General features: G+C 49.5%; 25 protein-coding genes and 1 pseudogene. 5 read left to right on the top strand and 21 right to left on the bottom strand.

Going from position 1 to position 22,161, the window contains the following annotated elements; all coding sequences use genetic code 11:
• On the bottom strand, positions 1-468 hold the full coding sequence (locus IPL71_RS12750) for a hypothetical protein (RefSeq protein ID WP_345322131.1): 468 nt from the start codon (positions 466-468) through the stop codon (positions 1-3).
• 156 nt (positions 469-624) lie between these two features.
• On the opposite strand from IPL71_RS12750, the gene IPL71_RS12745 reads away from it, so the two are divergent.
• From IPL71_RS12745 to IPL71_RS12730, 4 genes are all read left to right on the top strand, one after another.
• Complete coding sequence (locus tag IPL71_RS12745) at positions 625-2,427, top strand: M3 family oligoendopeptidase (RefSeq protein ID WP_345322130.1); 1,803 nt, start codon at positions 625-627, stop codon at positions 2,425-2,427.
• A 64-nt stretch (positions 2,428-2,491) separates the two neighbouring features.
• Positions 2,492-2,839, top strand: a complete 348-nt coding sequence (locus IPL71_RS12740) for a rhodanese-like domain-containing protein (protein WP_345322128.1) — start codon at positions 2,492-2,494, stop codon at positions 2,837-2,839.
• 124 nt (positions 2,840-2,963) lie between these two features.
• On the top strand, positions 2,964-3,332 hold the full coding sequence (locus IPL71_RS12735) for a VOC family protein (RefSeq protein ID WP_345322126.1): 369 nt from the start codon (positions 2,964-2,966) through the stop codon (positions 3,330-3,332).
• Positions 3,329-3,661, top strand: coding sequence for a cupin domain-containing protein (locus tag IPL71_RS12730; RefSeq protein WP_345322124.1), 333 nt, complete (start codon positions 3,329-3,331; stop codon positions 3,659-3,661). Before IPL71_RS12735 ends, IPL71_RS12730 begins: the two co-directional genes overlap by 4 nt.
• Positions 3,662-3,760: 99 nt before the next feature.
• Here IPL71_RS12730 and IPL71_RS12725 read toward each other — a convergent pair whose 3' ends face one another.
• From IPL71_RS12725 to IPL71_RS12700, 6 genes are all read right to left on the bottom strand, one after another.
• Positions 3,761-5,182, bottom strand: a complete 1,422-nt coding sequence (locus IPL71_RS12725; RefSeq protein WP_345322123.1) for a hypothetical protein — start codon at positions 5,180-5,182, stop codon at positions 3,761-3,763.
• Positions 5,175-5,726 (bottom strand): RNA polymerase sigma factor, encoded by a 552-nt coding sequence (locus tag IPL71_RS12720; protein ID WP_345322121.1) that lies wholly within the window; start codon positions 5,724-5,726, stop codon positions 5,175-5,177. The genes IPL71_RS12725 and IPL71_RS12720 overlap by 8 nt, the downstream gene beginning before the upstream one ends.
• A gap of 148 nt (positions 5,727-5,874) precedes the next feature.
• Positions 5,875-7,050 (bottom strand): acyl-CoA dehydrogenase, encoded by a 1,176-nt coding sequence (locus tag IPL71_RS12715; protein WP_345322119.1) that lies wholly within the window; start codon positions 7,048-7,050, stop codon positions 5,875-5,877.
• Positions 7,051-7,226: 176 nt separating this feature from the next.
• Complete coding sequence (locus IPL71_RS12710; protein WP_345322117.1) at positions 7,227-8,525, bottom strand: Glu/Leu/Phe/Val family dehydrogenase; 1,299 nt, start codon at positions 8,523-8,525, stop codon at positions 7,227-7,229.
• A gap of 259 nt (positions 8,526-8,784) precedes the next feature.
• Entirely contained in the window at positions 8,785-9,552 is a 768-nt protein-coding gene (locus tag IPL71_RS12705) for an enoyl-CoA hydratase/isomerase family protein (protein WP_345322115.1), read from the bottom strand.
• Between the two features lie 63 nt (positions 9,553-9,615).
• Positions 9,616-9,981 carry a hypothetical protein gene (locus IPL71_RS12700; RefSeq protein ID WP_345322113.1) on the bottom strand — a complete coding sequence of 122 codons (366 nt, stop codon included), beginning with the start codon at positions 9,979-9,981 and terminating at the stop codon, positions 9,616-9,618.
• 90 nt (positions 9,982-10,071) lie between these two features.
• Between IPL71_RS12700 and IPL71_RS12695 the strand changes: the two genes are divergently transcribed.
• Positions 10,072-10,698 carry a hypothetical protein gene (locus IPL71_RS12695; protein ID WP_345322111.1) on the top strand — a complete coding sequence of 209 codons (627 nt, stop codon included), beginning with the start codon at positions 10,072-10,074 and terminating at the stop codon, positions 10,696-10,698.
• Here the strand turns inward: IPL71_RS12695 and IPL71_RS12690 are convergent.
• The 14 genes and pseudogenes from IPL71_RS12690 to IPL71_RS12635 form a co-directional block, all read right to left on the bottom strand.
• Positions 10,684-11,661, bottom strand: a complete 978-nt coding sequence (locus IPL71_RS12690) for a quinone-dependent dihydroorotate dehydrogenase (RefSeq protein ID WP_345322109.1) — start codon at positions 11,659-11,661, stop codon at positions 10,684-10,686. The two genes, IPL71_RS12695 and IPL71_RS12690, sit on opposite strands and share 15 nt — an antisense overlap.
• 125 nt (positions 11,662-11,786) lie before the next feature.
• Positions 11,787-12,620 carry an SDR family NAD(P)-dependent oxidoreductase gene (locus tag IPL71_RS12685; protein ID WP_345322107.1) on the bottom strand — a complete coding sequence of 278 codons (834 nt, stop codon included), beginning with the start codon at positions 12,618-12,620 and terminating at the stop codon, positions 11,787-11,789.
• A 295-nt stretch (positions 12,621-12,915) separates the two neighbouring features.
• Positions 12,916-13,290 (bottom strand): NUDIX domain-containing protein, encoded by a 375-nt coding sequence (locus IPL71_RS12680; RefSeq protein WP_345322105.1) that lies wholly within the window; start codon positions 13,288-13,290, stop codon positions 12,916-12,918.
• Positions 13,291-13,301: 11 nt separating this feature from the next.
• Positions 13,302-13,913: an orotate phosphoribosyltransferase gene (gene pyrE / locus IPL71_RS12675; protein ID WP_345322103.1), complete on the bottom strand. Its 612-nt coding sequence runs from the start codon at positions 13,911-13,913 to the stop codon at positions 13,302-13,304.
• 109 nt (positions 13,914-14,022) lie between these two features.
• Entirely contained in the window at positions 14,023-14,391 is a 369-nt protein-coding gene (locus IPL71_RS12670) for an orotidine 5'-phosphate decarboxylase / HUMPS family protein (RefSeq protein ID WP_345322101.1), read from the bottom strand.
• A gap of 53 nt (positions 14,392-14,444) precedes the next feature.
• A pseudogene (pyrF, locus tag IPL71_RS12665) lies at positions 14,445-14,858 on the bottom strand (orotidine-5'-phosphate decarboxylase); the annotation flags it as partial.
• A gap of 62 nt (positions 14,859-14,920) precedes the next feature.
• Positions 14,921-17,338, bottom strand: a complete 2,418-nt coding sequence (locus IPL71_RS12660; protein ID WP_345322099.1) for a lamin tail domain-containing protein — start codon at positions 17,336-17,338, stop codon at positions 14,921-14,923.
• 14 nt (positions 17,339-17,352) lie between these two features.
• The gene (locus tag IPL71_RS25950) at positions 17,353-17,631 is read right to left on the bottom strand and encodes a DUF11 domain-containing protein (RefSeq protein WP_514130778.1); all 279 of its coding nucleotides are present in this window, start codon (positions 17,629-17,631) and stop codon (positions 17,353-17,355) included.
• 115 nt (positions 17,632-17,746) lie between these two features.
• Positions 17,747-18,088, bottom strand: a complete 342-nt coding sequence (locus IPL71_RS25945) for a hypothetical protein (RefSeq protein WP_514130782.1) — start codon at positions 18,086-18,088, stop codon at positions 17,747-17,749.
• A gap of 268 nt (positions 18,089-18,356) precedes the next feature.
• Positions 18,357-18,608, bottom strand: a complete 252-nt coding sequence (locus IPL71_RS12655; RefSeq protein WP_345322097.1) for a lamin tail domain-containing protein — start codon at positions 18,606-18,608, stop codon at positions 18,357-18,359.
• Between the two features lie 186 nt (positions 18,609-18,794).
• Positions 18,795-19,055 (bottom strand): stage V sporulation protein S, encoded by a 261-nt coding sequence (locus tag IPL71_RS12650; protein ID WP_345322096.1) that lies wholly within the window; start codon positions 19,053-19,055, stop codon positions 18,795-18,797.
• 514 nt (positions 19,056-19,569) lie between these two features.
• Positions 19,570-20,649, bottom strand: coding sequence for an amidohydrolase family protein (locus tag IPL71_RS12645; protein WP_345322094.1), 1,080 nt, complete (start codon positions 20,647-20,649; stop codon positions 19,570-19,572).
• A gap of 84 nt (positions 20,650-20,733) precedes the next feature.
• Positions 20,734-20,979, bottom strand: coding sequence for a hypothetical protein (locus IPL71_RS12640; RefSeq protein WP_345322092.1), 246 nt, complete (start codon positions 20,977-20,979; stop codon positions 20,734-20,736).
• Positions 20,960-22,135, bottom strand: a complete 1,176-nt coding sequence (locus IPL71_RS12635; RefSeq protein WP_345322090.1) for a uracil-xanthine permease family protein — start codon at positions 22,133-22,135, stop codon at positions 20,960-20,962. Before IPL71_RS12635 ends, IPL71_RS12640 begins: the two co-directional genes overlap by 20 nt.
• Positions 22,136-22,161: the final 26 nt, after the last annotated feature.

Raw genomic sequence — 22,161 nt, 5'->3', positions numbered from 1 at the left:
CTACGGTTTCATCTGATACCAATCATAACCCCAAAAACTATAGGGCATATATGTGATCTTCCACACACCATCTTGCAATACAAGAGATGCCCGATCACTGCTGCCTGTATTCGCAGAGAACGGATCATTATACGAATAATAGACAGTCAACTCAACTGATGCGACATCCTGATTGATCTGCGCCGCACCGACATCTGCTCCCGCACTATCAGGGTTGGTATTTCCGCTGAGAAAAGACTGACGAAACTCTTCATAAGTGGGTTTGTTATCCAAATCTGCCAGATAACCGTATGCCTTTTGATAATCTTTATTAACAAGAGCAAGCAGATAATTATGAGTCACGCCTTCGGGCGTATCATCTACCATATATTCAACCTTGCCCTGCCGTGTGAAAAACAATGTCAACGCAAAAACAACCAACGCGCCGATGCCGATCAAAATACCGATCAGAAATTTATCCTGTTTCATAAGAACACCTCCAATGTATGAATTAACTGTACTCTAATTTTGCCCGAAAAACCACCGGCTTCGGCTTTCATCCAATTACAGATAAGACGAAGTACAGGGAAAAAAGTTCACAAACCCTTTGGTATACTACCCCTATCTCACGTTAAGGAGAACAAAATGACACTTTCTGCACCTCGCTGGGATATGACCAATGTCTATCCCTCACTCGAATCAAAAGAATTCAAGTCCGCCATCAAAAAGTACAAATCCCTGCTGGATGAAATGGAAGCCTTCTTCAAGAAAGCCAACAAGGCCGATTCAAAGACCGACCCGAAGAAACTTGGCAAACTGCTTGGCGAATCTGTAGACCGCTTCAATACACTCTTCACACTCTCCAGCACCCTCGGCTCATTTATTTATTCCTACGTCACCACCGACTCGCGCAACAAAGACGCCATGCGCGCCCTTTCAGAGTTTGAACAAATGTCGGTACAGATGAGCATCCTCAATACCAAATTCCAGGCATGGGTCGGCAAACTCGGCAAGGCCGCAGTGAAGAAAGCCGCAAAGACAAATGCTTCTGCCAAAGCACACGAATTCACACTCAATGAAAGCGTTGACCAATCCAAATACATGATGAGCGAAGCGGAAGAAGTCCTCGCCGCCGAACTGACTTTGAGCGGGGGCAATGCCTTCGGCAAATTGCAGGGGACATTAACCTCGCAGCTCTCCGTCGACTTTGAGCTGGATGGAAAAACCCAGAAATTACCCATGCCCGCGCTGATCAATCTGCGCTCACATCCCGATGAACCAACCCGCCGCCGCGGATACGAAGCGGAGAATATTGCCTGGGAGGCAGTCAAAGAAACATTGGCCGCCTGCATGAACGGGGTCAAGGGTGAAACGCTGACTCTCGATAAAAAACGCGGACGTGAAGATGCGGTCCACGCTTCGATCGATTTCGCCCGCATGGATCGTGCCACACTTAACGCCATGCTCGGCGCGATGAAAGATTCATTCCCGATGTTCCAGAAATATTTCAAGCACAAGGCAAAGTTGATCGGCAAGGAGAAACTCGCCTGGTGGGATATTTCCGCTCCGATGGGCAAGACCGACAAAGTATACTCATACGAAGAAGCGCGCGATTTTATCGTAAGCAACTTCAATCAGTTTTCGCCAGAACTCGGCGCATTTGCCCAACGCGCCTTTGACAACAACTGGATCGATGCCGAACAACGCGAAGGGAAGCGCGGCGGCGCATTCTGCATGGGCGTTCCTGCCGTGAAGGAAAGCCGCATTCTTAGCAACTTTGACGGCTCATTCGATCAGGTCAGCACACTGGCGCATGAATTAGGTCACGCCTTCCACAACGAATGTGCGTACCAAGCAAACAAAACCGAACTGCAACAGTCCACACCGATGACATTGGCAGAGACTGCATCCATTATGTGCGAAACGATCGTTACCGAAGCCGTCTTGAAGCAGGTCACTGATCCGCAGGAAGAATTGGCCGTACTCGAAGCGCAGATGAATAACGCCACAGGCGTGATCGTAGATATTTACTCACGCTATCTTTTCGAAAAGGAAGTCTTCGAACGCCGCGCACAATCCGAGCTTTCCGCAGATGACTTGAACGACATCATGGAACGCGCCCAGAAAGCCACCTACGGCGAAGGTCTCGATGAAAAATATCTGCAAAAATTCATGTGGACCTGGAAGCCTCATTACTACAGCAGCGGCTTCTCCTTCTACAATTATCCATATGCATTCGGTCTGCTTTTTGCGACAGGCTTGTATGCCATTTACCAAAAACGCGGCGCTGACTTTGTGCCCGATTACAAGAACCTGCTTGCATCCACCGGCGAAAATCGCGCGGCAGAACTCGCCGACCGCTTTGGCATCAATATCCGCACCAAGAAATTCTGGGCCGACAGCCTCGCCATCATTGGCAAACGTGTCGAAAGATATTGCGAGTTATAAGTTTCCCAAATTCGTCGGAGGTAACCCCTCCGACGAAACTTAAAAGAACAATCAAGGATAATCAATGAAAAAGACCTTAGCCGTAATTTTACTTTTGTTATTTACGATCACCGCTTGCAATGCCTCACCGCAAACAACAGAAACAAATCAATCCTATCCGAACCAGTCCTATCCAAATCAATCTCAAACCGGATTGCCGCTCATAGAAGCCGATGTGCCGCGCGTGACAGTTGAAGAAGCCAAACTCGCGCTTGATAATGGACAAGCCATCCTTGTGGATGTACGCAGCACAGAGTCTTATGCCGAAACCCACATCGCTGGCGCGCTCTCCTTCCCATTGGATGGAATTGAAATTGACCCAGCAGGCGTGCCATTAGACAAAGCGCAATGGATCATCACCTACTGCACCTGACAAGATGAACATACGAGCGCCCGTGCGGCGTTCCTCATGTTGCACAATGGTTTTACCAAAGTGACACCCCTTCTTGGCGGTCTTAACACGTGGATTGCAGCAGGGTATCCAACGGAGAAATAAAATGAACATTCTCGGCATCGACCATGTTCAAATTGCAATGCCTGCGGGCGAAGAAGAAAAAGCACGCGCATTCTTTATCAATTTGTTGGGATTCCACGAAATTCCCAAACCGCCGGAATTAGCCAACCGCGGCGGAGCATGGTTCAAAGCCGGGACAGTACAGCTACATCTCGGGGTCGAAATCGATTTCCGCCCGGCACGCAAAGCGCACCCCGCATTTCTCGTGGATGATCTAAGCCGGTTGATCGCAAAGGTTCAATCCGCAGGGTTTGAAACCGACACGACACAACCGCCGCTTGATGGTTACAAACGCGCGCATATCTTCGACCCGTTTGGAAACCGAATTGAGTTGATGGAAAAAACAAGATGACAACGAACGCATTTCGAGTGACGCCCTGGGAGTCGGCCAGCCCGCCGACCGAAGAATTGCTGCTCGCGATCATGACCGGGCAGGGAATGACTCCATACTCATGGTCGAATGCGCCGTATGATATTTACTCGGCACACAAGCACGGCTATAACAAGGTGATCTATGTTGTAAGCGGAAGCATCACCTTCGGATTGCCCCTGTTAAACAAACAGGTGACTTTAAATCCGGGTGACCGCCTCGACCTGTTAGCGGATACCGTCCATGATGCAAATGTCGGCCCCGATGGAGTTACCTGCCTCGAAGGTCATCGCGAATATAAATCTCCGTAAAAATTTCGCTTAATTAAAGTAAAAGGCCGCGAATAATTGTTCGCGGCCTTTTACTTTTATCTTCTCACACATTTATCTCAAATAAAATAACACACTCCTTTATGGAGACCAGACAATGTTCCAATCACCGGGAACGAGAATATCTACGAGAGTAAAAGTCAGTGTAAGCGGACCTTCTGGGAGAGGCAATTGATATCCAAACCCAACACCAAACGGATCTCCAACCACTGGCACACCGCCGCCCCCGCCACCACCGCCCATTGGAGGATGTGCCAGGTCAGTGATCGCTGCGCCAATGATGTTCGAGTCTGACTGCATAGTGAACAGGAAATATCCTTCGCCTGCATATTCCACGGAAAGAACATGGACGGATTCATTGTTCACAAGCACATCCTGATTAATATCCCATTTCTGCCACTGCTGCGGATCTGGACCAGGGTCAAAAGTAAATGATCCTTCATTTGCAGGGAGAGCTGCTTCTACAACAAAAGCCAGGCTCAGCGGTGCGGCAAAATCCGTGCTATTCAACTTATATGCCCAATATTGGCGTAACTCACCCTCAGCAGGATACATTTCAGCATCTGCATAATCAAATGGGATTTCCACTCCATTGGCATCTTTAATACTGGCCAGGTGGGAGTTCGCACCATACGGGCGGATGACGGGATCTGTCCACGAAATGTTGCCATACAGAATATAACCATCTGGCAGGGCAACAAATTTATCGAGCGTGTTGGTGATGCCGTATGCAGGACTGGCGGGTTCGCTGCCGATTACAGTTGGAACAGGCGTCACCACCTGCTGAATAACGGGCACAATATCCGATGAGTCCGCAACTTTGAAATTCAGTTGGAACTTCCAATCCTGCGGGGCTAACTCAACAGGAACAGCCACCAGGCTTGGAAGTTCAAGGACCGCGCCGGTTACATTGCCTGGAATAGCACTGAAATCCAACTCATAACGCATTGAGCATTGAGGGCAATCCATGGTGTTGAGACGCTGACGCACCAAGGGTTCAAGCCGTGTTCCATCAGGCAGTATCAATACAGGTGAACGGCTGTCTCCAAATGATGTATTGTCCGGGATGAAAAAATCTACTGGCAGAATGTAGGAATAAACGATGATCGTCTTTTCATTGGTCAATACAGCCTGCTCTACTGTGACAGTGATACTCTCACGAGTGACTGTGACCGGATCCGTCAGTACCAGTACTTCAGCAGTTTGATCGATTATGCCAATATTGGGAACATAACCAAATAATCTCTTCAAAGCATTCACAACCGTGGGACGTGTGAACAGCACTACAAGGCTCACCAATACAAGAATTGCAAGCGCCCATGTCAGGCGCAGCGAAAATACTTTTTGTTTCATTTGAAGCTCCTGATTCTTTTTTGCGCTTGCATGTCCTTCCGCAATAAAGCGGGCGCGCAGGGAATTCATAAATTCCGCATCAGGTTCAGGGACGTTGACAACATCTTTCATCAGTTCTTCAAGTTCAGATGAGCGAATGGGTTCAGACATTTTGCGCCTCCATCTGAATGGATAGACGGTCGAGAATGCGTCGAACGGCTTTTCGGACAGCATCCTCCTTGCGCCCAAGCAATTGGGCGATCTCCACGAACGAAAGCTCTGCGGTATAGCGCAGGCGGATCAACTCACGCTCGTCTTCATCGAGCAAATGGAGCAGGGACTTCAACCTCAAGCGGGACTCATCCCGAACCAGCGCATCAAGCACATCACCCTGGGCTGGGTCCACGACCGATTCATTGATCTCCCCGTAAGCGTGATTCCTGCGGAAGTGATCCATCAGCTTATTGCGGGCGATCTGAAAGATCCACGCTGTGAAATTATCACGGTGCTGATAACGCCCCAAAGATTCGATCACCGCCAGAAAAGTTTGCGCGGTCAGATCTTCAGCATCTGTGAGCATTACCCACGCGGCTGAGATGATAGCGATAGATCGGTTTTGCGCAGGCATCATACATATGCGCGAGCGCAGATCGATCGCCCTCCAGCGCACGCTGAACCATTTTGGAATCCACATCCAAACGCCGCGGATTTTCATTCTCCATACAAGTCACCTCGAAAGGACTTCATGCAAGCACTACTTACATATCGGAGAAAACCCAAAAAGCGGACAAAATTCCCCACTCAAATAGACGATAGACCGCAGACCGTGGACGATGGTCTATGGTCTGCGGTTCATCGTCAAATTACGAAAATGCCTGCAACCCCGTTTGTGCTCTCCCCAAGATCAAGGCATGAATATCATGTGTGCCTTCATAGGTGTTGACCGCTTCCAGATTCATCACATGCCGGATGACATGATACTCATCTGAGATACCATTTCCGCCATGCATATCACGTGACATGCGTGCGATCTCAAGTGACTTGCCGCATGAGTTGCGCTTAATGAGTGAGATCATCTCTGGCGTGGATTTATCCTCATCCATCAGGCGGCCAACACGCAATGTGCTTTGCAATCCCAATGTAATCTCGGTCATCATGTTTGCCAGTTTGAGTTGAATGATCTGATTCGCAGCCAGCGGACGCCCAAACTGCGGACGATCCAATGTGTATTGACGCGCTGCATGCCAGCAAAACTCAGCCGCACCTAGGGCGCCCCAGGCAATTCCATAGCGGGCTTTGTTCAAACAGCCGAATGGGCCTTTTAAGCCAGAAACATTTGGTAATAAATTTTCATCGGGTACGAAAACTTCTTCCATCACGATCTCGCCGGTGATACTGGCCCGCAGGCTGAACTTGCCTTCGATCTTCGGGGCGCTTAAGCCTTTCATTCCTTTTTCGAGAATGAAGCCGCGAATTTCGCCCTCCAGCTTTGCCCAAACGATGAAGACGTCTGCGATGGGTGAATTGGTGATCCACATTTTATTGCCATGCACAATGTATCCGCCATCCACTTTTTTTGCGCGGGTTTCCATACTGCCGGGGTCACTGCCGTGATTGGGTTCGGTCAGACCGAAACAGCCGACCCATTTTCCACTTGCCAGATTGGGCAGATATTTTTTCTTTTGTTCTTCTGAACCATACGCAAAAATGGGATGCATGACCAGCGAACTTTGGACGCTCATTGCAGATCGATAGCCGCTATCTACACGTTCCACTTCGCGGGCGATCAGCCCATAGGAGACATAATTTAATTCCGAGCCGCCGTAGGCTTCGGGCAGGGTGCATCCTAAAAATCCCATGCTGCCCATTTCATCCATGATGGTGCGATCAAAAGTTTCGTTGCGATTCGCTTCGAGGATGCGCGGCATTAATTTATCCTGACAATATTTGCGCGCCGTATCGCGGATCATGCGCTCTTCATCGGTGAGTTGATCGTTGAACAGGAATGGATCGTCCCATTTGAAAGTTTGTTTGGACATGAAGGCCTCTTGTTAGTTTTGGAAAGTGATTGATAATTTCTGGTGATTGTATCAAAATATGTTGGGTGGGATTCTGCCCCAGAAAGCAGAATCAGTTTCCAGTTAAAGGATGAAGCGTGCGAGGATGTGTCCAATAGAGTGCGAGCAAATCCTCTTTAATCATTTTACATTGTTACTTACGGCTTGCCAGTCAACCAGCCGCGCAGGTGCATGGCCTGTACCACACGATCGATCGCAACCATGTAGGCCGCATCGCGCATGTAGACTTTTTCCTTCTCGCTGCGATCAACGACGCTGTTGAAGGCGGAGGTCATCTTCTGGTCGAGTCTTTCGAGCACTTCTTCCTTCGACCAGTAGAAGTTCATATCGTTCTGAACCTGTTCAAAGTAGGAAGTGGTTACGCCGCCGGCATTGCAGAGGAAATCGGGGATGTCGAAGATGTTGTTCTTCTTGAAGTATTCATCCGCTTCGGGTGTGCAGGGGCCGTTCGCGCCTTCAGCTACGATCTTGATGCCCTTGGACATCTTGCCAATGGTATCGGCTGTGACCTGTCCTTCCATCGCGGCGGGGATCAAGACATTGGCTTCCTTGGTGATCCAGGCGTCGCCGTCTTCAACGATGTAACCAGCATCCTGAGCCTTGGCCTTGTCGATCGTGCCGTATTCATCCACAATGGTGAGCAGGAAGCGGGGATCAATGCCGCCTTTCTTGCTGTAGGTGTAGGCTTTCTTGTCGTGACGATCCCAGCAGGAAACGCAGGCAACCGTACCACCGAGCATTTCAACAAAGCCGGCAGCCGCATATTGAGAGACGTTACCAAAACCTTGAATGGCAGCGACAGAATTTTTGCCATCAATGTTAAGGTGCTTCATCGCTTCGCGGACGGTGTAGATCACGCCATAGCCGGTGGCTTCGGTGCGGCCCAAAGAGCCGCCGCCACCAAGCGGTTTGCCGGTGAATACGCCGGGGGTGTATTGACCGACGAGACGTGAATATTCATCCATCATCCAGCCCATCATTTGAGGGGTGGTGCCGATATCCGGAGCGGGCACATCATTGCGTGGACCAATGTTCTTCCACATGGCGCGTACCCAGCCGCGGCACATTTCTTCTTTTTCGTTTACAGTAAGTGTGGAGGGATCAACAATGATTCCGCCTTTGCCGCCGCCGAGAGGAATATCCGCCACGGCGCATTTCCAGGTCATCCATGTGGCGAGCGCGCGAACGGTGTCCATGGTTTCGTTCGCTGCAAAACGGATACCGCCTTTGTTGGGGCCGCGCGCATCATTGTGCTGAACGCGGAAACCTTGAAAGACTTTGAGTGAACCATCATCCAAACGCACCGGAATGCGGAATGAAAATTCACGCATCGGCCAGCGTAACACTTCAGCTACGCCGGGATCGAGCTTTAATTGTTTGGCAACACCGTCAAATTGCTTCTGTGCCATTTCGAACGCATTGATTTGTCCTGACATGTTGTTCTCCTTGGTAAAGAGGTTGAGAAAATATAAGCGGGCACCCCAGACAGGGACGCCCGCTTTTATGCACAAAGTATGTCAATACACTGAGCCATAAATATTTAATCCAAGTTGTTGACAAATTACCACTAAACTTTACACGAAAAGATGAAAGCCGTCAATATGACATAAATCCGATTAACTTTGACGGAAAGTGACGTTTTTCGATTGCTACAAGTTAAAACCCTCAATCTTGAACAAAGGATACGCGCCGGCTTTATGTGAATTTGGGTTTTCGTTTCCCAAGAAAAGCCGCCACACCCTCGCGGTGCTCGGCGGTCTTTCCAGCTTCTTCCTGTAGAATTCCTTCGTAAGTAAGGACATGCTCTAGATTTGGGATGACCGCCTCGTTGAAAGCTTTCTTCCCTGCGGCAAACGCCTCCAGCGGACCTGATGCCAGATTGCCCGCAACCCGGTTGACCAGCGTCTGAAAGTTGAATCCACCTACTTGATTCACCATGCCCCATTGATGTGCCAAATGCACCGAGATGGGTTTATTGGAATAAAAATATTCCTGCGCGCGGCCCAATCCGATATAAACTGGCAGCAATAACGAAACACCTGAATCGGGTGCAAGTGCAATGCCGCCAAAGCCGACTACAAAATATGCGCTCGTTTTCGCAATGCGCAGATCACAAGCCAGCGCCACACCCAATGCCGCGCCGGCGCACGGTCCATTCACGGCGGCGATGACTGGTTTGCCCATTTTACGAATTTGTAGAATCAGCGGGTTGTATGTTTTTTCCAGATGCTCACGATAGGAAATATCCCCGCCTTTTTTCATTTCAGAAATATCCTGACCGGCGCTGAATACTTTTCCGCTGCCGGTTAAAACAACACAACGCACCAGCGGATTTGTTTCGGCATCGGCCAGAGCGCGTTGTAATTCAGTCACCATCTCAATGTTAAATGAGTTGGCTCTTTCGGGGCGATTCAGCGTCAGAATAAGAGAACCAGATTGAGTTGAAGAAAGCAGCGTTGTCATTCGTCCTCGATTAATAAAACAGACAGTCACCCTTCCTAAAGGTGACTGTCTGTTTTCAAATTTTTATAGATCTGGGAAATCGTCGATCTGGTCGTCATCCCCGGAGTCAGTTTCGTATTCGATGTTTTCACCGTCGAGATATACCCATAAGAGCAGCACGTGGCCCTCGGGAGTCTCAACGCTGCGCGCGGCGAGGATGGGAGCATTTTCCTCCAACCCGGTTTCACCGCGATAATGCAGGTGGATCGATGATTTGTTATGCCAGGCTGTATAGCACCTTTCGACAAGCGCGGGACCGTTAAAAGTGCGCAAGCGTGTCAGTGCCGGGACAGATAGACTCGGGCTTTCGTTCAAGCCCAATGCCCAACCATCATTGACGTGCTCAAAAATGGGGGGCGGACCTTCTATGATTGTGATTTTATCTTCCATAAGGTTACCTGTGTGCGGGAATATACCACAACTATGGCATTGAATCGTTTCAGAATCTTATTAGAGTTTTATTGGCATATAATTCCCTCCATGCCCAAACTTACCCCAAAAATCATCCTCGAAGGCACCCGCCTGACCTTTAAAACAGACATCGCTTTCGCGCTCAACGAACATCCGCGTGTCGTTGGTCCGCGAAAATACAAGTATCACTCGCCGCTCGTCTCAGGTGAATGGTGCGCTTTCACCAATTTTCCCTGGGGCCGCGGATTGATCAACTTTGAGCCGCAGGAAGAAGCGCTCGCCATGGAAACCTACGCCACCTGGGTCAGGCTCTTTGAATTACAACGCTATTACTCATGGATCGTGGACCGCTTTCACTTATCCACGCGCATGTATCAGTTGAACACTTATAAAAAGGATTATGACTTTCGCTGGCTTGAGGAACGTCTGCTCCCGCTGAATTTCCGCCTTGTTTTGTTAACCCGCTCCCCTGAATCCTTTGAAGCAGCGCGTGCTGAAAGACTCAAAGTTTCGGGCAATCCATCACAATATGATAATTTGCAATTATTCATTCAGGAGCAGGAGTTGATCCGCAAACTGGCGCGCGAATCCATTTTGCCCAGACTCGAACTGGATGTTTCAGACAACGATATTCAAGCCGCCACAGAAAAGATCGCCGACTGGATGGAATCCACGGGCGGGTTATATATGGCGTAGAATTTCACGCACCAACCCCGGCCCGCGATAGATCAGCCCGGTATAAATTTGCACCAGCGCCGCTCCCATTTCGAGGCGGCGTTTTGCATCTTCAGGATTCATGATGCCGCCCGCACTCACGATCGGGACTGCGCCATTAACCCGCTTCAGGGTTTGATAAAGAACCGCTTCGCTCTTAACGGTCAGCGGGCTGCCGCTTAATCCGCCTGATTCTCCCTTTAGGTCTGACTTTAATCCATCGCGGCCGAGAGTTGTATTTGTAACAATGATGCCGTCCATCTGTGCATTCAAGATGGCTTCGATGGCATCATCGAGTTCTGTGCTGGTCATATCGGGCGAAAGTTTCACAAGGATCGGCACACGCTTTTCGTGTCTTTTTTCTTCAAGAACACGCTGCTCATGCAAATGTTTAAGCAGACTCTCCAACGCGGCACGGCCTTGCAGTTCACGTAATCCCACAGTATTGGGCGAGCTGACATTGATCGTTAAGTAATCGGCATACGGTGCAAAGTTCTGCAGCAGGGCCAGATAATCCAACACGGCTTCTTCGTTGGGAGTATCTTTATTTTTTCCAAGATTGATTCCCAGCATGGCATCTGATAAGCGGGAAAATCCACGGATGCGCGGATCGAAGCCGAGGATGCGTTCTGCAAGACTCATACGCAGCGCGGGGTTCAATTCCATTTGCACAAATTCAGATCCGCGTGAGGGGAAGCCCATGCGGTTGATGACGGCGTCATCTTCCAGCAGGCGGAAAATGCGCGGGGACGGATTCCCAGCTTGAGGCTTGGGCGTGACCGTTCCAATTTCCACGTGGCCGAATCCGAGGGCAGAGAGTCCACGGATGGCGGTGCCGTCTTTATCATATCCGGCGGCAATGCCAACAGGATTTTTGAAAGTTAATCCGAAGGCTTCCACCGGTTTGGATGGCGCTTTGAATTGCTGTTCAAGCAGCCAGCGCAAAGGCGGAATGTTTCCGCGAGGCGCAGCGCATTAAGTGTGAGGGAGTGGGCGCGTTCGGGGTCGAGACGAAAAAGATAAGGACGGAGGGTGTTATACATATATTCCTTTTGGCAGGTGGATTGGTTTTATCCCAAATCCTTCATGACCTTCACCAATTTTGCTTTATCCAAAATAAAGTTGTAGAACCAATCGGTAATTCTGATGGGCGACATGCGCCCCATGAAATCAGCCACCCAAATTTGACTGCCTCCCAGTAAAACCTGCCGGCGGTTGTGCAGTACCGAGTCTACAATGGCGCGCGCAGGAACGCTGGGATCATCAAGTGTTGTAAATGGAGTCAACACTTTGACTGCGCGCATTTCTTCCAAATCCATTTTGTCGAGCATCGGGGTGCGAGTCCAGCCGGGCAGGATGAGCGAGACGCGAACACCGTTCCTCGAGACTTCACGCCGCAAAGCATGGCTGAATGCGATGACCGCGCTGCGTGTGGAGGCGTATGCGGTCTGTCCGGGAGACATCACCAGACCAGCCACACTGCTGACATTTACGATATGACCCTGCTTGCGTTCCAGCATGGAAGGCAATACCAATTGCGCCAGCCGCATGGGCGCATACACGTTGACCTCGACCATTTTTCGGAGTTCATCTGCGTCGTGTTCTTGAAACTCGCCGCCCACGGATATACCGGCATTGTTCACCAGCACATCGATCTCGCCGAAGGTTTCAAGCACGGTGCGGTATAGGTTTTGCAAGTCCTGCTCTTTGGTAACGTCCGCAGGAACAGCCAGGATGGAATCGCCATATTGGCTCAGATCGTTTTTGACTTCAGCCAATACATCCGCCCGCCGTGCGACCAGTACCACGCGTGCGCCCAATGCGGCAAACTGATACGCGGCGGCTTTTCCAATACCTGAAGATGCCCCGGTGACGATGACGACTTTATCTTTTAACGAATACATGTTTATCCTCTATATATTAAACAAATAAATGTGAACTTTCTACCATACATAAGCCATAAATGAACCGCGAAGCCCGCAAAGTGTGCGGAGATAGTCTTTAAACTTCGCGGTAAAAAATCTGGTTGTACTGTAGAGAAAATGAGAATGGGATTTTCTATCCGCCCATCACTTCAACTTTTTCTTTAATCTCTGCCTGTTCCAACATTTGTATATAAAATTTCTGTCGTGACAGGCCTGAGCGACTGGAATTCATCAAATCTTTCCGGGTGATTTTCAGGAAATGCCGGTACGAATTTCATGCGGCCAGACCGCGGCATTGCGATCTTTCCCCGCCCGCAGAAAGCGGACTTGGAATTTCATCGAAGGAGAACCATTCCACTGCGATGGTTTCGCCTTCCTGACATTTTATTTCACCGCCGATTGGTCTGGCGGTAAATAAAACAGCGTGGACCGGTGACATGTTCCCCAAACGCGAATAGATACCGACTAATTTTGTTATTTCAACATCCAACCCGGTTTCCTCTTTTGTTTCGCGAATCGCAGCCTGGGCGATACTCTCGTCATCTTCCACGCCGCCGCTGGGGAGAATCCATGTTTCAAAATCTTCGCGTTGGGTTAGAAGTATTTTATTTTCGTGTATCACGGCAACGTTGACGGCTAATCCGGGCATGATTTTTCTTGTTATCCTGTTTGTGCTAAAAACTTTCGTGTCTCTGCGATCTTGTCTTTTTCCACTTTGCCGGTTTCTTCCCAGTAATCGAGCAATTGGGTAATGGTCAACACGGCGTACATGGAATACCCCGCCTGTTCGAGCGATTCTTTTGCGCCGGATTGACGATCAACGAGCACAACAATATCTTTGACTTTCAAACCCACTGCCGTTAATTTATCAATGGCTTCAAATTTACTTCCGCCGGTGGTGGCGAGATCATCGATCACCAGCGCGGTTTCGCCAGCGTTGAAGTCACCTTCGATCTCGGCTTTGGTGCCGTAGGTTTTCACTTCCTTGCGCGGGTAGATCATGGGGTAGTTACCCTGCAGAGAAACTGCGGTTGCGATGGGAATGGCGGCATACGGCAGGCCGGCGAGTCTATCAAATTTTAGTTTTTCGAGGATCGGCAAATAAGCGAGACCGATTTTCTGAAGCAGTTTTGGATAGGTGATGATGCGGCGCAGGTCAATATAGATCGGGGATTTCAATCCTGATTTGAGTGTGAATTCGCCAAATTTGATGCAGCCTGCGGAAAGCAGTTCATCGGCGAGGGAGGATAAAGTTGAGTCCAGTTGATTCATGTGAGGTTCCTTTTTTATTCACCTTGATAAACAAAGATAAAAAATCTTTATTAGGATTTATACAAAAAAACAAGAAAAATTTCGTCTGGCATAAATCCTGTTTGTCTTTTTAATTTTGATGAAGTGATCTTTGAATGCTCACGATCTGATCGCGTAATTCGGCGGCGGCCCGGCCGGGGTTTTCTGCGCGGGAGATGCCGCGTGAAACAGGGAGCAAAATTCCCTTGCCGTCTTTACGCAGCCCGGATTTCAATGCAGACTCCAACTCTCCTCCCTGGGCTCCGACGCCGGGAGAGAGGATCCACATATCAGGTACGGAGGCGCGGATCATGCTCATAATCTGCGGGTGGGTTGCGCCAACGACGATGCCAATGTTGTTGTTGACATTCCATTTTTGCGCGAGATGCGCGACGTAATTATATAAAGGCATGGGGCTGTCTGAGCCGGTGGGCAGCACCAGCACATTTTGCAAGTCCATGGAACCCGCGTTGGAGGTTTTGCATAAAAGGAAAACCCCTTTTCAGGGTTGCCGATAAATGGTTCTATGGAGTCGTGGCCGAGGTAGGGGTTGAGGGTGATGCAGTTCACGCCCAAATTTTCAAAAGCAGATTGAGCATAGGCATTGGCGGTGGATGCGATGTCGCCGCGTTTGGCATCAAGGATGATGGGGATCATGGAGCCGAGTCGACTCGACTCTTCGTGAATGGCTTCGATAACCTGTTTTAACACGACCCAGCCTTCGGCGCCGAAGACTTCAAAGAAGGCGGCGTTGGGTTTGAATGCCGCAGCGTAGGGAGCTGTCTGCTTGACCAGAGTCAGGCAGAAGTCGAGGGCAGATGCGGCTGTGGGTTCTTTGAGGTCGGGGATGTGCGGATCAAGTCCAACACAGAGCAGGGAGGATGAGTCGTCGACTCGTCTTTCAAGAAAAGAGAAGAAGGTTTCCATTCAGTATCCTATTCATATTTAGATTAGACCCTAAAGGTTTTTAAACCTTTAGGGTCTTTATTTTACTCAACAAATGATTCCCATTTCCCTGCGTTGACGGGGACGCGTTGATCGCCCTGCCAGCCGGTCTTGTCCCAATAAAAAGTTTGCCAGATGTTGGCGCCGTAGCCGCGGCATTCGGCGAAGATAAAATCAGCGGGCAGGGTATCGGGCAATTCGCAGATGGGGGATTCAAAACTTCCGCCGCCGGGCATGACTGGGACTGTGCCTTCACGGGTGTTGGTCAGCCCGGGTGTGGGGACGCAATCTTCGTACCATGAGCCATTGCCATCAGGCAAACGGCAAACGGTTTGATCTTCAACTTTGGCGATCTTGTAGGTATAGGCATCAAATATCTTGCCGCCGGGGTTGATCAAGCGGACTGTGTCGCCGCCGTCACTGAGCAGGATGTTGGTTTGCAGTCCGTAGAAAACAACGCGCTGGCCAGGTTTCAAGGTGACATCGGGCAGGGTGAATGGGTTGGAGCCGACGCTGGCTTCGTCGTCCAAAGTCCAGCCGCTGATACTGATATCCACTGCGCCGATGTTTTTGATCTCAATGTATTCGTCGAAGACATCTATTTTGCCGTCTTGATTCCAGTCGAAGCCGGGGCGGGCGAGGAATTCGTTGATGATGGGACGGCCAACAGGGGGGATGGCTGTGGGTGCAGGTGCGGTACTGGTGGCAGCCACTGCCGTGCCATTGGAATTAACTTTTCTGGGCGTTCCGTAGATCAGACCACTGTTTGCGTCCAGTCCATTTTTTGGATTGCCGATATTGGTGACCCAGGTCTTGTCGGCGTCGAGGGTGGTTCCCTGTCGTTCCATGGATCCAAAGGGTGAAGCGCTGCTGCCTTTGGGCCAGGTGCCGCCGTTTTCATTATTTGCGGTGTCGATGACATTTGCAGAAGCGCCAATGCCGTCACTCAGGATCAGAATTTCGCCGTCATCTGAAAGTGCCCCGGTGTAGACCTGGTCTGCGGCGACATCTGAGACGGTGAAATTATTGTCGCGCTCCAGCAGAAAGTATTCACCGGCTTTGATCGTACCGGATAAAGTGATGTAGATGGAACCGGATGCTGATTTCAAAGTCCAGTCGGCAATGCTGATCGAAGCGTTGCTTGGGTTATATAGTTCGATCCATTCATCAGCCGGGCTGGCGGCTGTGCCCGCCCAGGCAACTTCGTTGATAATAATCGAACGGTCTGAGATGATCGATGCGCTGGCGTCATCATCTTCGGTAGTGGAGCTGTTGCCCGGTGTGGAATCAGGGTCGGCTTCGTCGGATTTCCATACTTCGGCCCAATTCGTTTTGACTCCATTGGCGGTTACTTTTGCGGTGATGTTCAAGGTCTGGCTTGCGCCATTGATCAGATTGCCTGCGGTCCAAATGCCTGTGCTGCTTGAATAGGTTCCTGCCGTGCTGGTATAGGACACGTAGGTTAACCCTGAAGGTAACAAGTCTTTCACTTGCACGTTGGTTGTGGCGGCAATTCCCGCGTTTTGTACTTTTATTGAGAAGATCACATTGTCATTTACATCCGGGTTGACAATGTTTACAGACTGGGTGACAAACAAGTCGGCGGATGGGGCGCTGGCATCATCATCTTCTGTACGCGAATTATTTGTCGGGACGGAGTCGGGGTCTACCTGGTTGGATGCGGAGACTTCGACCCAGTTGACCAAAAGCGAGCTTGAGACGGTGGTTGTGGTGATGGTTAAGGTTGCGCTGGCGCCGTCTGCCAAATTTCCAACATCCCAGATGCCTTCACTCGCGCCGCTTACATAAGTTCCCTGTGTTTGTCCTGATGAAACAAATGTATAGGCTGAGGTTAATGATGGCAGTGCTGTTTTTACTTTTACACCGCTTGCATCGTCCGGGCCGGAATTGCTGACTCTGATCGTAAAGACTGCGTTTGACCCGGCAATATCCACCGTCTCTGTCAGACGTAAATCGGCGATGGGGACTTCAAGGCTGGCATCGTCAAGTTCGCTGGTCTCGCCGTTTCCTGGGATGGAATTTGGATCATATTGATCAGAGAGCCAGACTTCTGCAAAGTTTTCTGTGGATGTGCCGTCTTCGTCCACTTTGACGTTGATGGTTAAGATAGTATCTGCTCCAATGCCGAGTTCACTGATTGCCCAAATACCGGTGGAGCTGTTATAGGTTCCGACAACACTACTGGAAGAGACAAAGGTCAACCCTGCGGGCAGTAAATCGTGGACTTGCACATTGGTTGCTTTATCTGGCCCGGCATTTTCAAGTTTTATTTTTAGACTTACCTGATCTGCAATACTTGAGCTGATGACAATTGGTTCATGCGTCAGGGTTAAGTCGGCTTCACCGGGAAGCGGGGCATTGATCGTTACAGTGGCTGTACTATTACCAAATTCATTGGAAGATACGGTTGCCGAATATGAAGGGGATTGCTCGATGTCCACTTTTGCCGTGATGTTTAATGTGGCACTTGCGAATTGGTTACAAGGTTCCCGATTGTCCAAAGCCCTGAACTGCCGTTATATGTTCCCAAAGTGCTGAAATATGAAACGTATGTTAATCCTGCTGGCAACAAGGCGTCAACGACCACATTTGATGCCGAGGAAAGACTTGTTGATGGATTGCTGACGGTAATGGTGAATACAACATTTGAGCCTACATTTGGATTTAAGTTGTTCACCGTGTTAGTAATATTTAATAGGTTGTTGCAACAGGAGGAGTTGCTTTTGTAGTGCATCATCATCTTCAGTTGTGATACTGTTAGCAGGAGTTGAGTCAGGGATCGAATTGATCAACAGTCCAACGATTTCGCCTGATTTGTTATTACTCCAGATGCAGTTACTTGTGCCTCATTACATTAATGGCATGCCGGGCCAGATCTGCCGATTGTCCAGATTCTCCGTTCCGTTGAGTATGTTCCAAGGCCAGTATCTGAAATATAAGTTAAGTTTGTTGGTAAGAAAGTCATTTTTTATTGAGACATTTGTTGCATTATAGATTCCATGATTTGTTACAGTGAGTGTAAATGTAATATTTGATCCAACACTTGGTGTAGGATTATCAACAGTCATGGATAAGGAAAGGTCTATTTTTGAATTATGGGGGGTGCCATTGATTGGGTTATTATTTGCATCAAGTCCATTATCCGGAGATGAACTATTAGTCCAAGCGCTGGGGCCATCTGGCGACAACACAAGACAACCCAAACTCTTTCCATGCTTAAATAAGTTGGAGAGCCAGTGCCTGCATTCCAGGCTCCACTATCATTATTGGCAGTGTCTATAGTAGTTGAAAAATTATCTTTTAAAGTTAAGGTTTCCCCAGAGTTATTCAAAGAACCTGAATATATTTGATCTGCGGGTATATCTGAAATTGTAGTGTCGTCATCTGCTTCAAGTAGGTAATATCCATTTGCTGGGATGATTCCTGTTAAAGTGATATTTGGGGATAAATCATTGGATGCTAAGGTCCAGCCTGCCCTGAGAAATTTATATCTGACCCTGTTGTGTTGTATAACTCAATCCACTCATCTACCGAGTTTGTCGCCGTTCCGCCCCACGCCACTTCACTAATAATTATATCCAACGCAGCAGCTCCCAGCGGCGCAGCGCTCGCGGACTGATTCTCAAGAGTCGGCGCGGAAAGACCCGCCAGCAGACTGATCAACAGGGTGAGGAATAAAATAATGCGTGGGAATCTCTTCCAGTTTTGCATAGGAAAATGATAAGGGGTGGAATCTGCCTGAGGCGCGCAGCCAGCTAAAGGTTAAGCGCGAGGCGAAAAATCCACAGCGAAGATTATACGCCACCCTGCGTTCGCTTGTCTATAAATAGAGACATCGGAAGTCTTCTTTAGGATCCGCAAAAGAAGCGGGAGGTAAAAGACTTCCGATGTTTGAATCTAACGCGGTTCGATCACCATCTTAATGGCAGTACGAACCTTATCTTCGATCTCTACATCTACAAACTCAGGGATGCAAACAACATTGATCCCATCGAGTTTGAGATATCCGGTGGCAAGTACCAATGCTTTCAAGGCCTGATTGACAGCGCCTGCACCGATGGCTTGCACCTCCGCCCGTTTATGTTCGCGGACGACTCCCGCGATGGCCCCGGCGACTGCAGAGGTACGGGAGTTGGCTGAAACTTTGATCATATCCATGGCAACCTCCCAAGGTTGGCTAAGAAGGGAACGGACTTACTTACTGAATTGTACAGGATAGACTTAACAGATTCAAGTAAATATAAATATTTATATGGAATCGTAATAGTAGTAGGCCCTGTGGATAGTGTGGATAGAATCGATTCATCCCCACCTGTGGGTGACTCTTCTCCGCTTCACCCCCTATCTGACGCTTGACTCTGTTTTCTGAAAATTTTTATCTGTGGATAGTTACTGGATAACTTATCCACAGACTTGAACGGTTTTCCACAGTTTATGAGAGTTTTCTATATTTTGGCTTTTTCCAAAACTACCCCCCATATATGGGGGTGCCTCTTTTTGAGTTGTCCATCCTAAATTCGAACAAATAGGCTTATTGTCCACAGGCAGGGGCAGTTCTCCACAGTTTTGAGTGAGTTATCCACAGTTTGGCGGGCTGTGGGAATATGTTGTCTAAACAAGACCCCCCAAATATGGGCACTCGGATGGGATATTTCGGATAGTAGAATGCAGATTATGCCCGAATATTTCTGCCATAGCCAGCCGGAGCGAGGATTTTGCCATCTTCGAAGGCAATTTGTCCACGCAAGACCACTTTGCGCACTTTGCCCTTCACCTTCCAACCTTCAAACGGAGTCCAACCGCAGCGTGTGAATTGTTCAGATGCTTTGATCTCATAAGTTGCGTTCTCGTCCACTTCTACCCAGGTTTCAGGCTGATCTGGCAGGTTGAAAATTTTCTTCGGGTTCGTGTACATTTTTTGAATTACATCAGTCCAGGTCAAACGGCGATGGTCAACGGCGGTTAGTAAGAGAGGAAGGATGGTTTCCAAGCCGGGGAAGCCGGGCGGTGGATTGTCTGAATCTTTTTCTTCCACAGTGTGCGGCGCGTGGTCAGTGGCGAAACAATCGATCACATCCATGTTTTCCCAGAGGGCATCCACATCGCTTTGAGTTGCCAGCCGCGGGCGGACTTCTTTTCTACCCCCACCCAACCCTCCCCCAAGATTGGGGGAGGACAAGGGATCATTAGTCATAAATAAATGATGCGGGCAAACTTCACAAGTCACTTTGATGCCGCGTTCCTTGGCGGCTTTGATCAAAAGCACTTCTTCTTTTAATGAAATGTGCGCGATATGCACAGGACGGTCATAAATGGCCGCGAACAGGATGGCGGCGGCCATGGTTCTGCTTTCACTATGCGCTACGATGGGAAAATTCTTCGGCCAGTTTTGGAAATGTGGCTGCCAGAGGGTCATATCATCGAGGCGCAGTTCACCAAAAGTGGAATCGAGATACATTTTCAATCCCGCCGAACGTGACGAGGTTGATGCATTGTTTTGCCAATCGGCATTATCCGGGCCGGCGCCCACGAACTGTCCATAGTCACAGTGCGCTTTTTGTTGCGCAGCATTCAGCGCCAGATCAAGCGTCTCAGCATCAAAGATGGGTGGCTTGGTATTGGGCATCGCCAGCACAATTGTAATTCCGCCTGCCAATGCAGCAGATGTGCCGGAGTCGTAATCTTCCTTGTGCGTGGCGCCAGGTTCGCGCAAATGGACGTGCGGGTCAATTAATCCAGGGAGTTTAATCATAGGAAAAGTATACAGGAAAATGGGGCATGTAAACAGGCACACAGGAAATAAAAACCCTTGTGTACCTGTTTACTTATCTACTTCTTAAGCCTTATCGCCGCGTACGGCTGGGGTTTTGAAGATCAGGAAGATCAAGTTGACGAAGATGCCGAGGATGGCGGCGAAGACAATGGCCGGAATGCCATTTGGAAATAAATACGGCACATTGAACGGAAATACTCCGCTTGGCAAGGCCAGATTTCCGCCGATGCCGCAGATCAAAATAATGGCGCCGACCGCGAGTTGTTTCGGATCGAACAGATTAACCTTTTCAGATTGAATGAGCGCCACACCCTGCATGCCGATGATGCAAATAAGTAGATGCCCAATCCGCCTTGCACGGCAACCGGCAGCGTGTTGACCAGCGCCACGAGTTTGGCAAAAAACCGAAGACGATCGCCATTCCGCCCGCGACCATTAAGACGGCGGTGGAATAATTGCGCGTGATCGCCATGAGTGAGTTGTTCTCGCCGTAGTTTGTGCCCGCCGAACCGCCCAGCAACCCGACAATGACATCGTCCGCGCCGTCTGCGACGAGGTTGAGGCCGATCAATTCTTTGATGTTATAGGGTTTGCGTCCCATTTCGGCGGCGAGCTCATCAATATATAAGCTCATTTGATAAAGATGCGCCGTGGATTCAGGTACTGTGGCAATGAAGATCAGCGCGATGCTTAATGCCATGCCCCACGCATTCGGATCATTGAAGGCGGGGAAGGTCCAATGCGGGGCGGCGAACCAGGGAGCCGCGACTACATTTTCAAAATGTACCAATCCAAATGGAATGGCAACCAGATAGCCAAAGACCGCGCCGAGCAAAATTGGCAGCATCCCGATCAGGCCTTTGCCTTGTAGATAAACGGAGAACAAGATCGTGGCAATTAAGGTGATGAAGGCCACCGTCCAGAATTTCCAGGCGATGTCTGCGCCGATGCCAATGGACATTCCGCCGGCATTATTCAGCGCCGCGCCTGCCAGCGCCACACCGATCACCATCGCCATGGAACCTGTCACAATTGGCGGCAGTACTTTATCCAGTGCGGCTTTGCCGATGCGCATGATGAGAAAACCGATGCCGATCTCAAAGACGGCGGTCAGGATGATGCCGACCTGTACGATCTGCACGCCTTCTGGGCAGTAGACCTGGGTTGGATCATTGAAACAGGCGGGAGCGAAGCGGCTCATCACCGTGATGATGACTGCGATGTAGGAGAAGGATGAGCCGTAATACATGGGAATCTTGCGTTTGGAAACCAACAGTGCAATGATCGTGCCAAGCCCTGAAGCAAGCAGGGTGATGCCCACATCAAACTTGGTCAGAATGGCAACCAGTACTGTGGCGGGGAACATCGTCAGGAATTGTTGAAAGCCGAGGCTTAACATTGCGCCGAGCGGAGGTGTGTCATCGGGCAGGAAGCCGATGATGGCGGGTTTTGTGTTTGCAGACATGGTCTCTCCTTGGGTAGGTGGATATA

Origin of the sequence: Candidatus Villigracilis proximus (assembly GCF_016717045.1) — a bacterium.
Classification (GTDB): domain Bacteria; phylum Chloroflexota; class Anaerolineae; order Anaerolineales; family Villigracilaceae; genus Villigracilis; species Villigracilis proximus.
Note: the sequence above shows the minus strand (reverse complement) of the source record. Positions and strands in the feature narration are given on the sequence as shown.

Bases quoted from the DNA above. Each gene is read 5' to 3' on its own strand.
- IPL71_RS12670 (WP_345322101.1), bottom strand. From the start codon at position 14,391: ATGGACTTGCAAAATGTGCTGGTGCTGCCCACCGGCTCAGACAGCCCC.
- pyrE (WP_345322103.1), bottom strand. From the start codon at position 13,913: ATGAATCAACTGGACTCAACTTTATCCTCCCTCGCCGATGAACTGCTT.
- IPL71_RS12715 (WP_345322119.1), bottom strand. From the start codon at position 7,050: ATGTCCAAACAAACTTTCAAATGGGACGATCCATTCCTGTTCAACGAT.
- IPL71_RS12685 (WP_345322107.1), bottom strand. From the start codon at position 12,620: ATGTATTCGTTAAAAGATAAAGTCGTCATCGTCACCGGGGCATCTTCA.
- IPL71_RS12645 (WP_345322094.1), bottom strand. From the start codon at position 20,649: ATGATTAAACTCCCTGGATTAATTGACCCGCACGTCCATTTGCGCGAA.
- IPL71_RS12680 (WP_345322105.1), bottom strand. From the start codon at position 13,290: ATGCCCGGATTAGCCGTCAACGTTGCCGTGATACACGAAAATAAAATA.
- IPL71_RS12705 (WP_345322115.1), bottom strand. From the start codon at position 9,552: ATGACAACGCTGCTTTCTTCAACTCAATCTGGTTCTCTTATTCTGACG.
- IPL71_RS12750 (WP_345322131.1), bottom strand. From the start codon at position 468: ATGAAACAGGATAAATTTCTGATCGGTATTTTGATCGGCATCGGCGCG.
- IPL71_RS12710 (WP_345322117.1), bottom strand. From the start codon at position 8,525: ATGTCAGGACAAATCAATGCGTTCGAAATGGCACAGAAGCAATTTGAC.
- IPL71_RS12700 (WP_345322113.1), bottom strand. From the start codon at position 9,981: ATGGAAGATAAAATCACAATCATAGAAGGTCCGCCCCCCATTTTTGAG.
- IPL71_RS12730 (WP_345322124.1), top strand. From the start codon at position 3,329: ATGACAACGAACGCATTTCGAGTGACGCCCTGGGAGTCGGCCAGCCCG.
- IPL71_RS25950 (WP_514130778.1), bottom strand. From the start codon at position 17,631: ATGCACTACAAAAGCAACTCCTCCTGTTGCAACAACCTATTAAATATT.
- IPL71_RS12650 (WP_345322096.1), bottom strand. From the start codon at position 19,055: ATGGATATGATCAAAGTTTCAGCCAACTCCCGTACCTCTGCAGTCGCC.
- IPL71_RS12695 (WP_345322111.1), top strand. From the start codon at position 10,072: ATGCCCAAACTTACCCCAAAAATCATCCTCGAAGGCACCCGCCTGACC.
- IPL71_RS12635 (WP_345322090.1), bottom strand. From the start codon at position 22,135: ATGTCTGCAAACACAAAACCCGCCATCATCGGCTTCCTGCCCGATGAC.
- IPL71_RS12720 (WP_345322121.1), bottom strand. From the start codon at position 5,726: ATGAAAATCCGCGGCGTTTGGATGTGGATTCCAAAATGGTTCAGCGTG.
- IPL71_RS12655 (WP_345322097.1), bottom strand. From the start codon at position 18,608: ATGCAAAACTGGAAGAGATTCCCACGCATTATTTTATTCCTCACCCTG.
- IPL71_RS12725 (WP_345322123.1), bottom strand. From the start codon at position 5,182: ATGTCTGAACCCATTCGCTCATCTGAACTTGAAGAACTGATGAAAGAT.
- IPL71_RS12740 (WP_345322128.1), top strand. From the start codon at position 2,492: ATGAAAAAGACCTTAGCCGTAATTTTACTTTTGTTATTTACGATCACC.
- IPL71_RS12745 (WP_345322130.1), top strand. From the start codon at position 625: ATGACACTTTCTGCACCTCGCTGGGATATGACCAATGTCTATCCCTCA.
- IPL71_RS12735 (WP_345322126.1), top strand. From the start codon at position 2,964: ATGAACATTCTCGGCATCGACCATGTTCAAATTGCAATGCCTGCGGGC.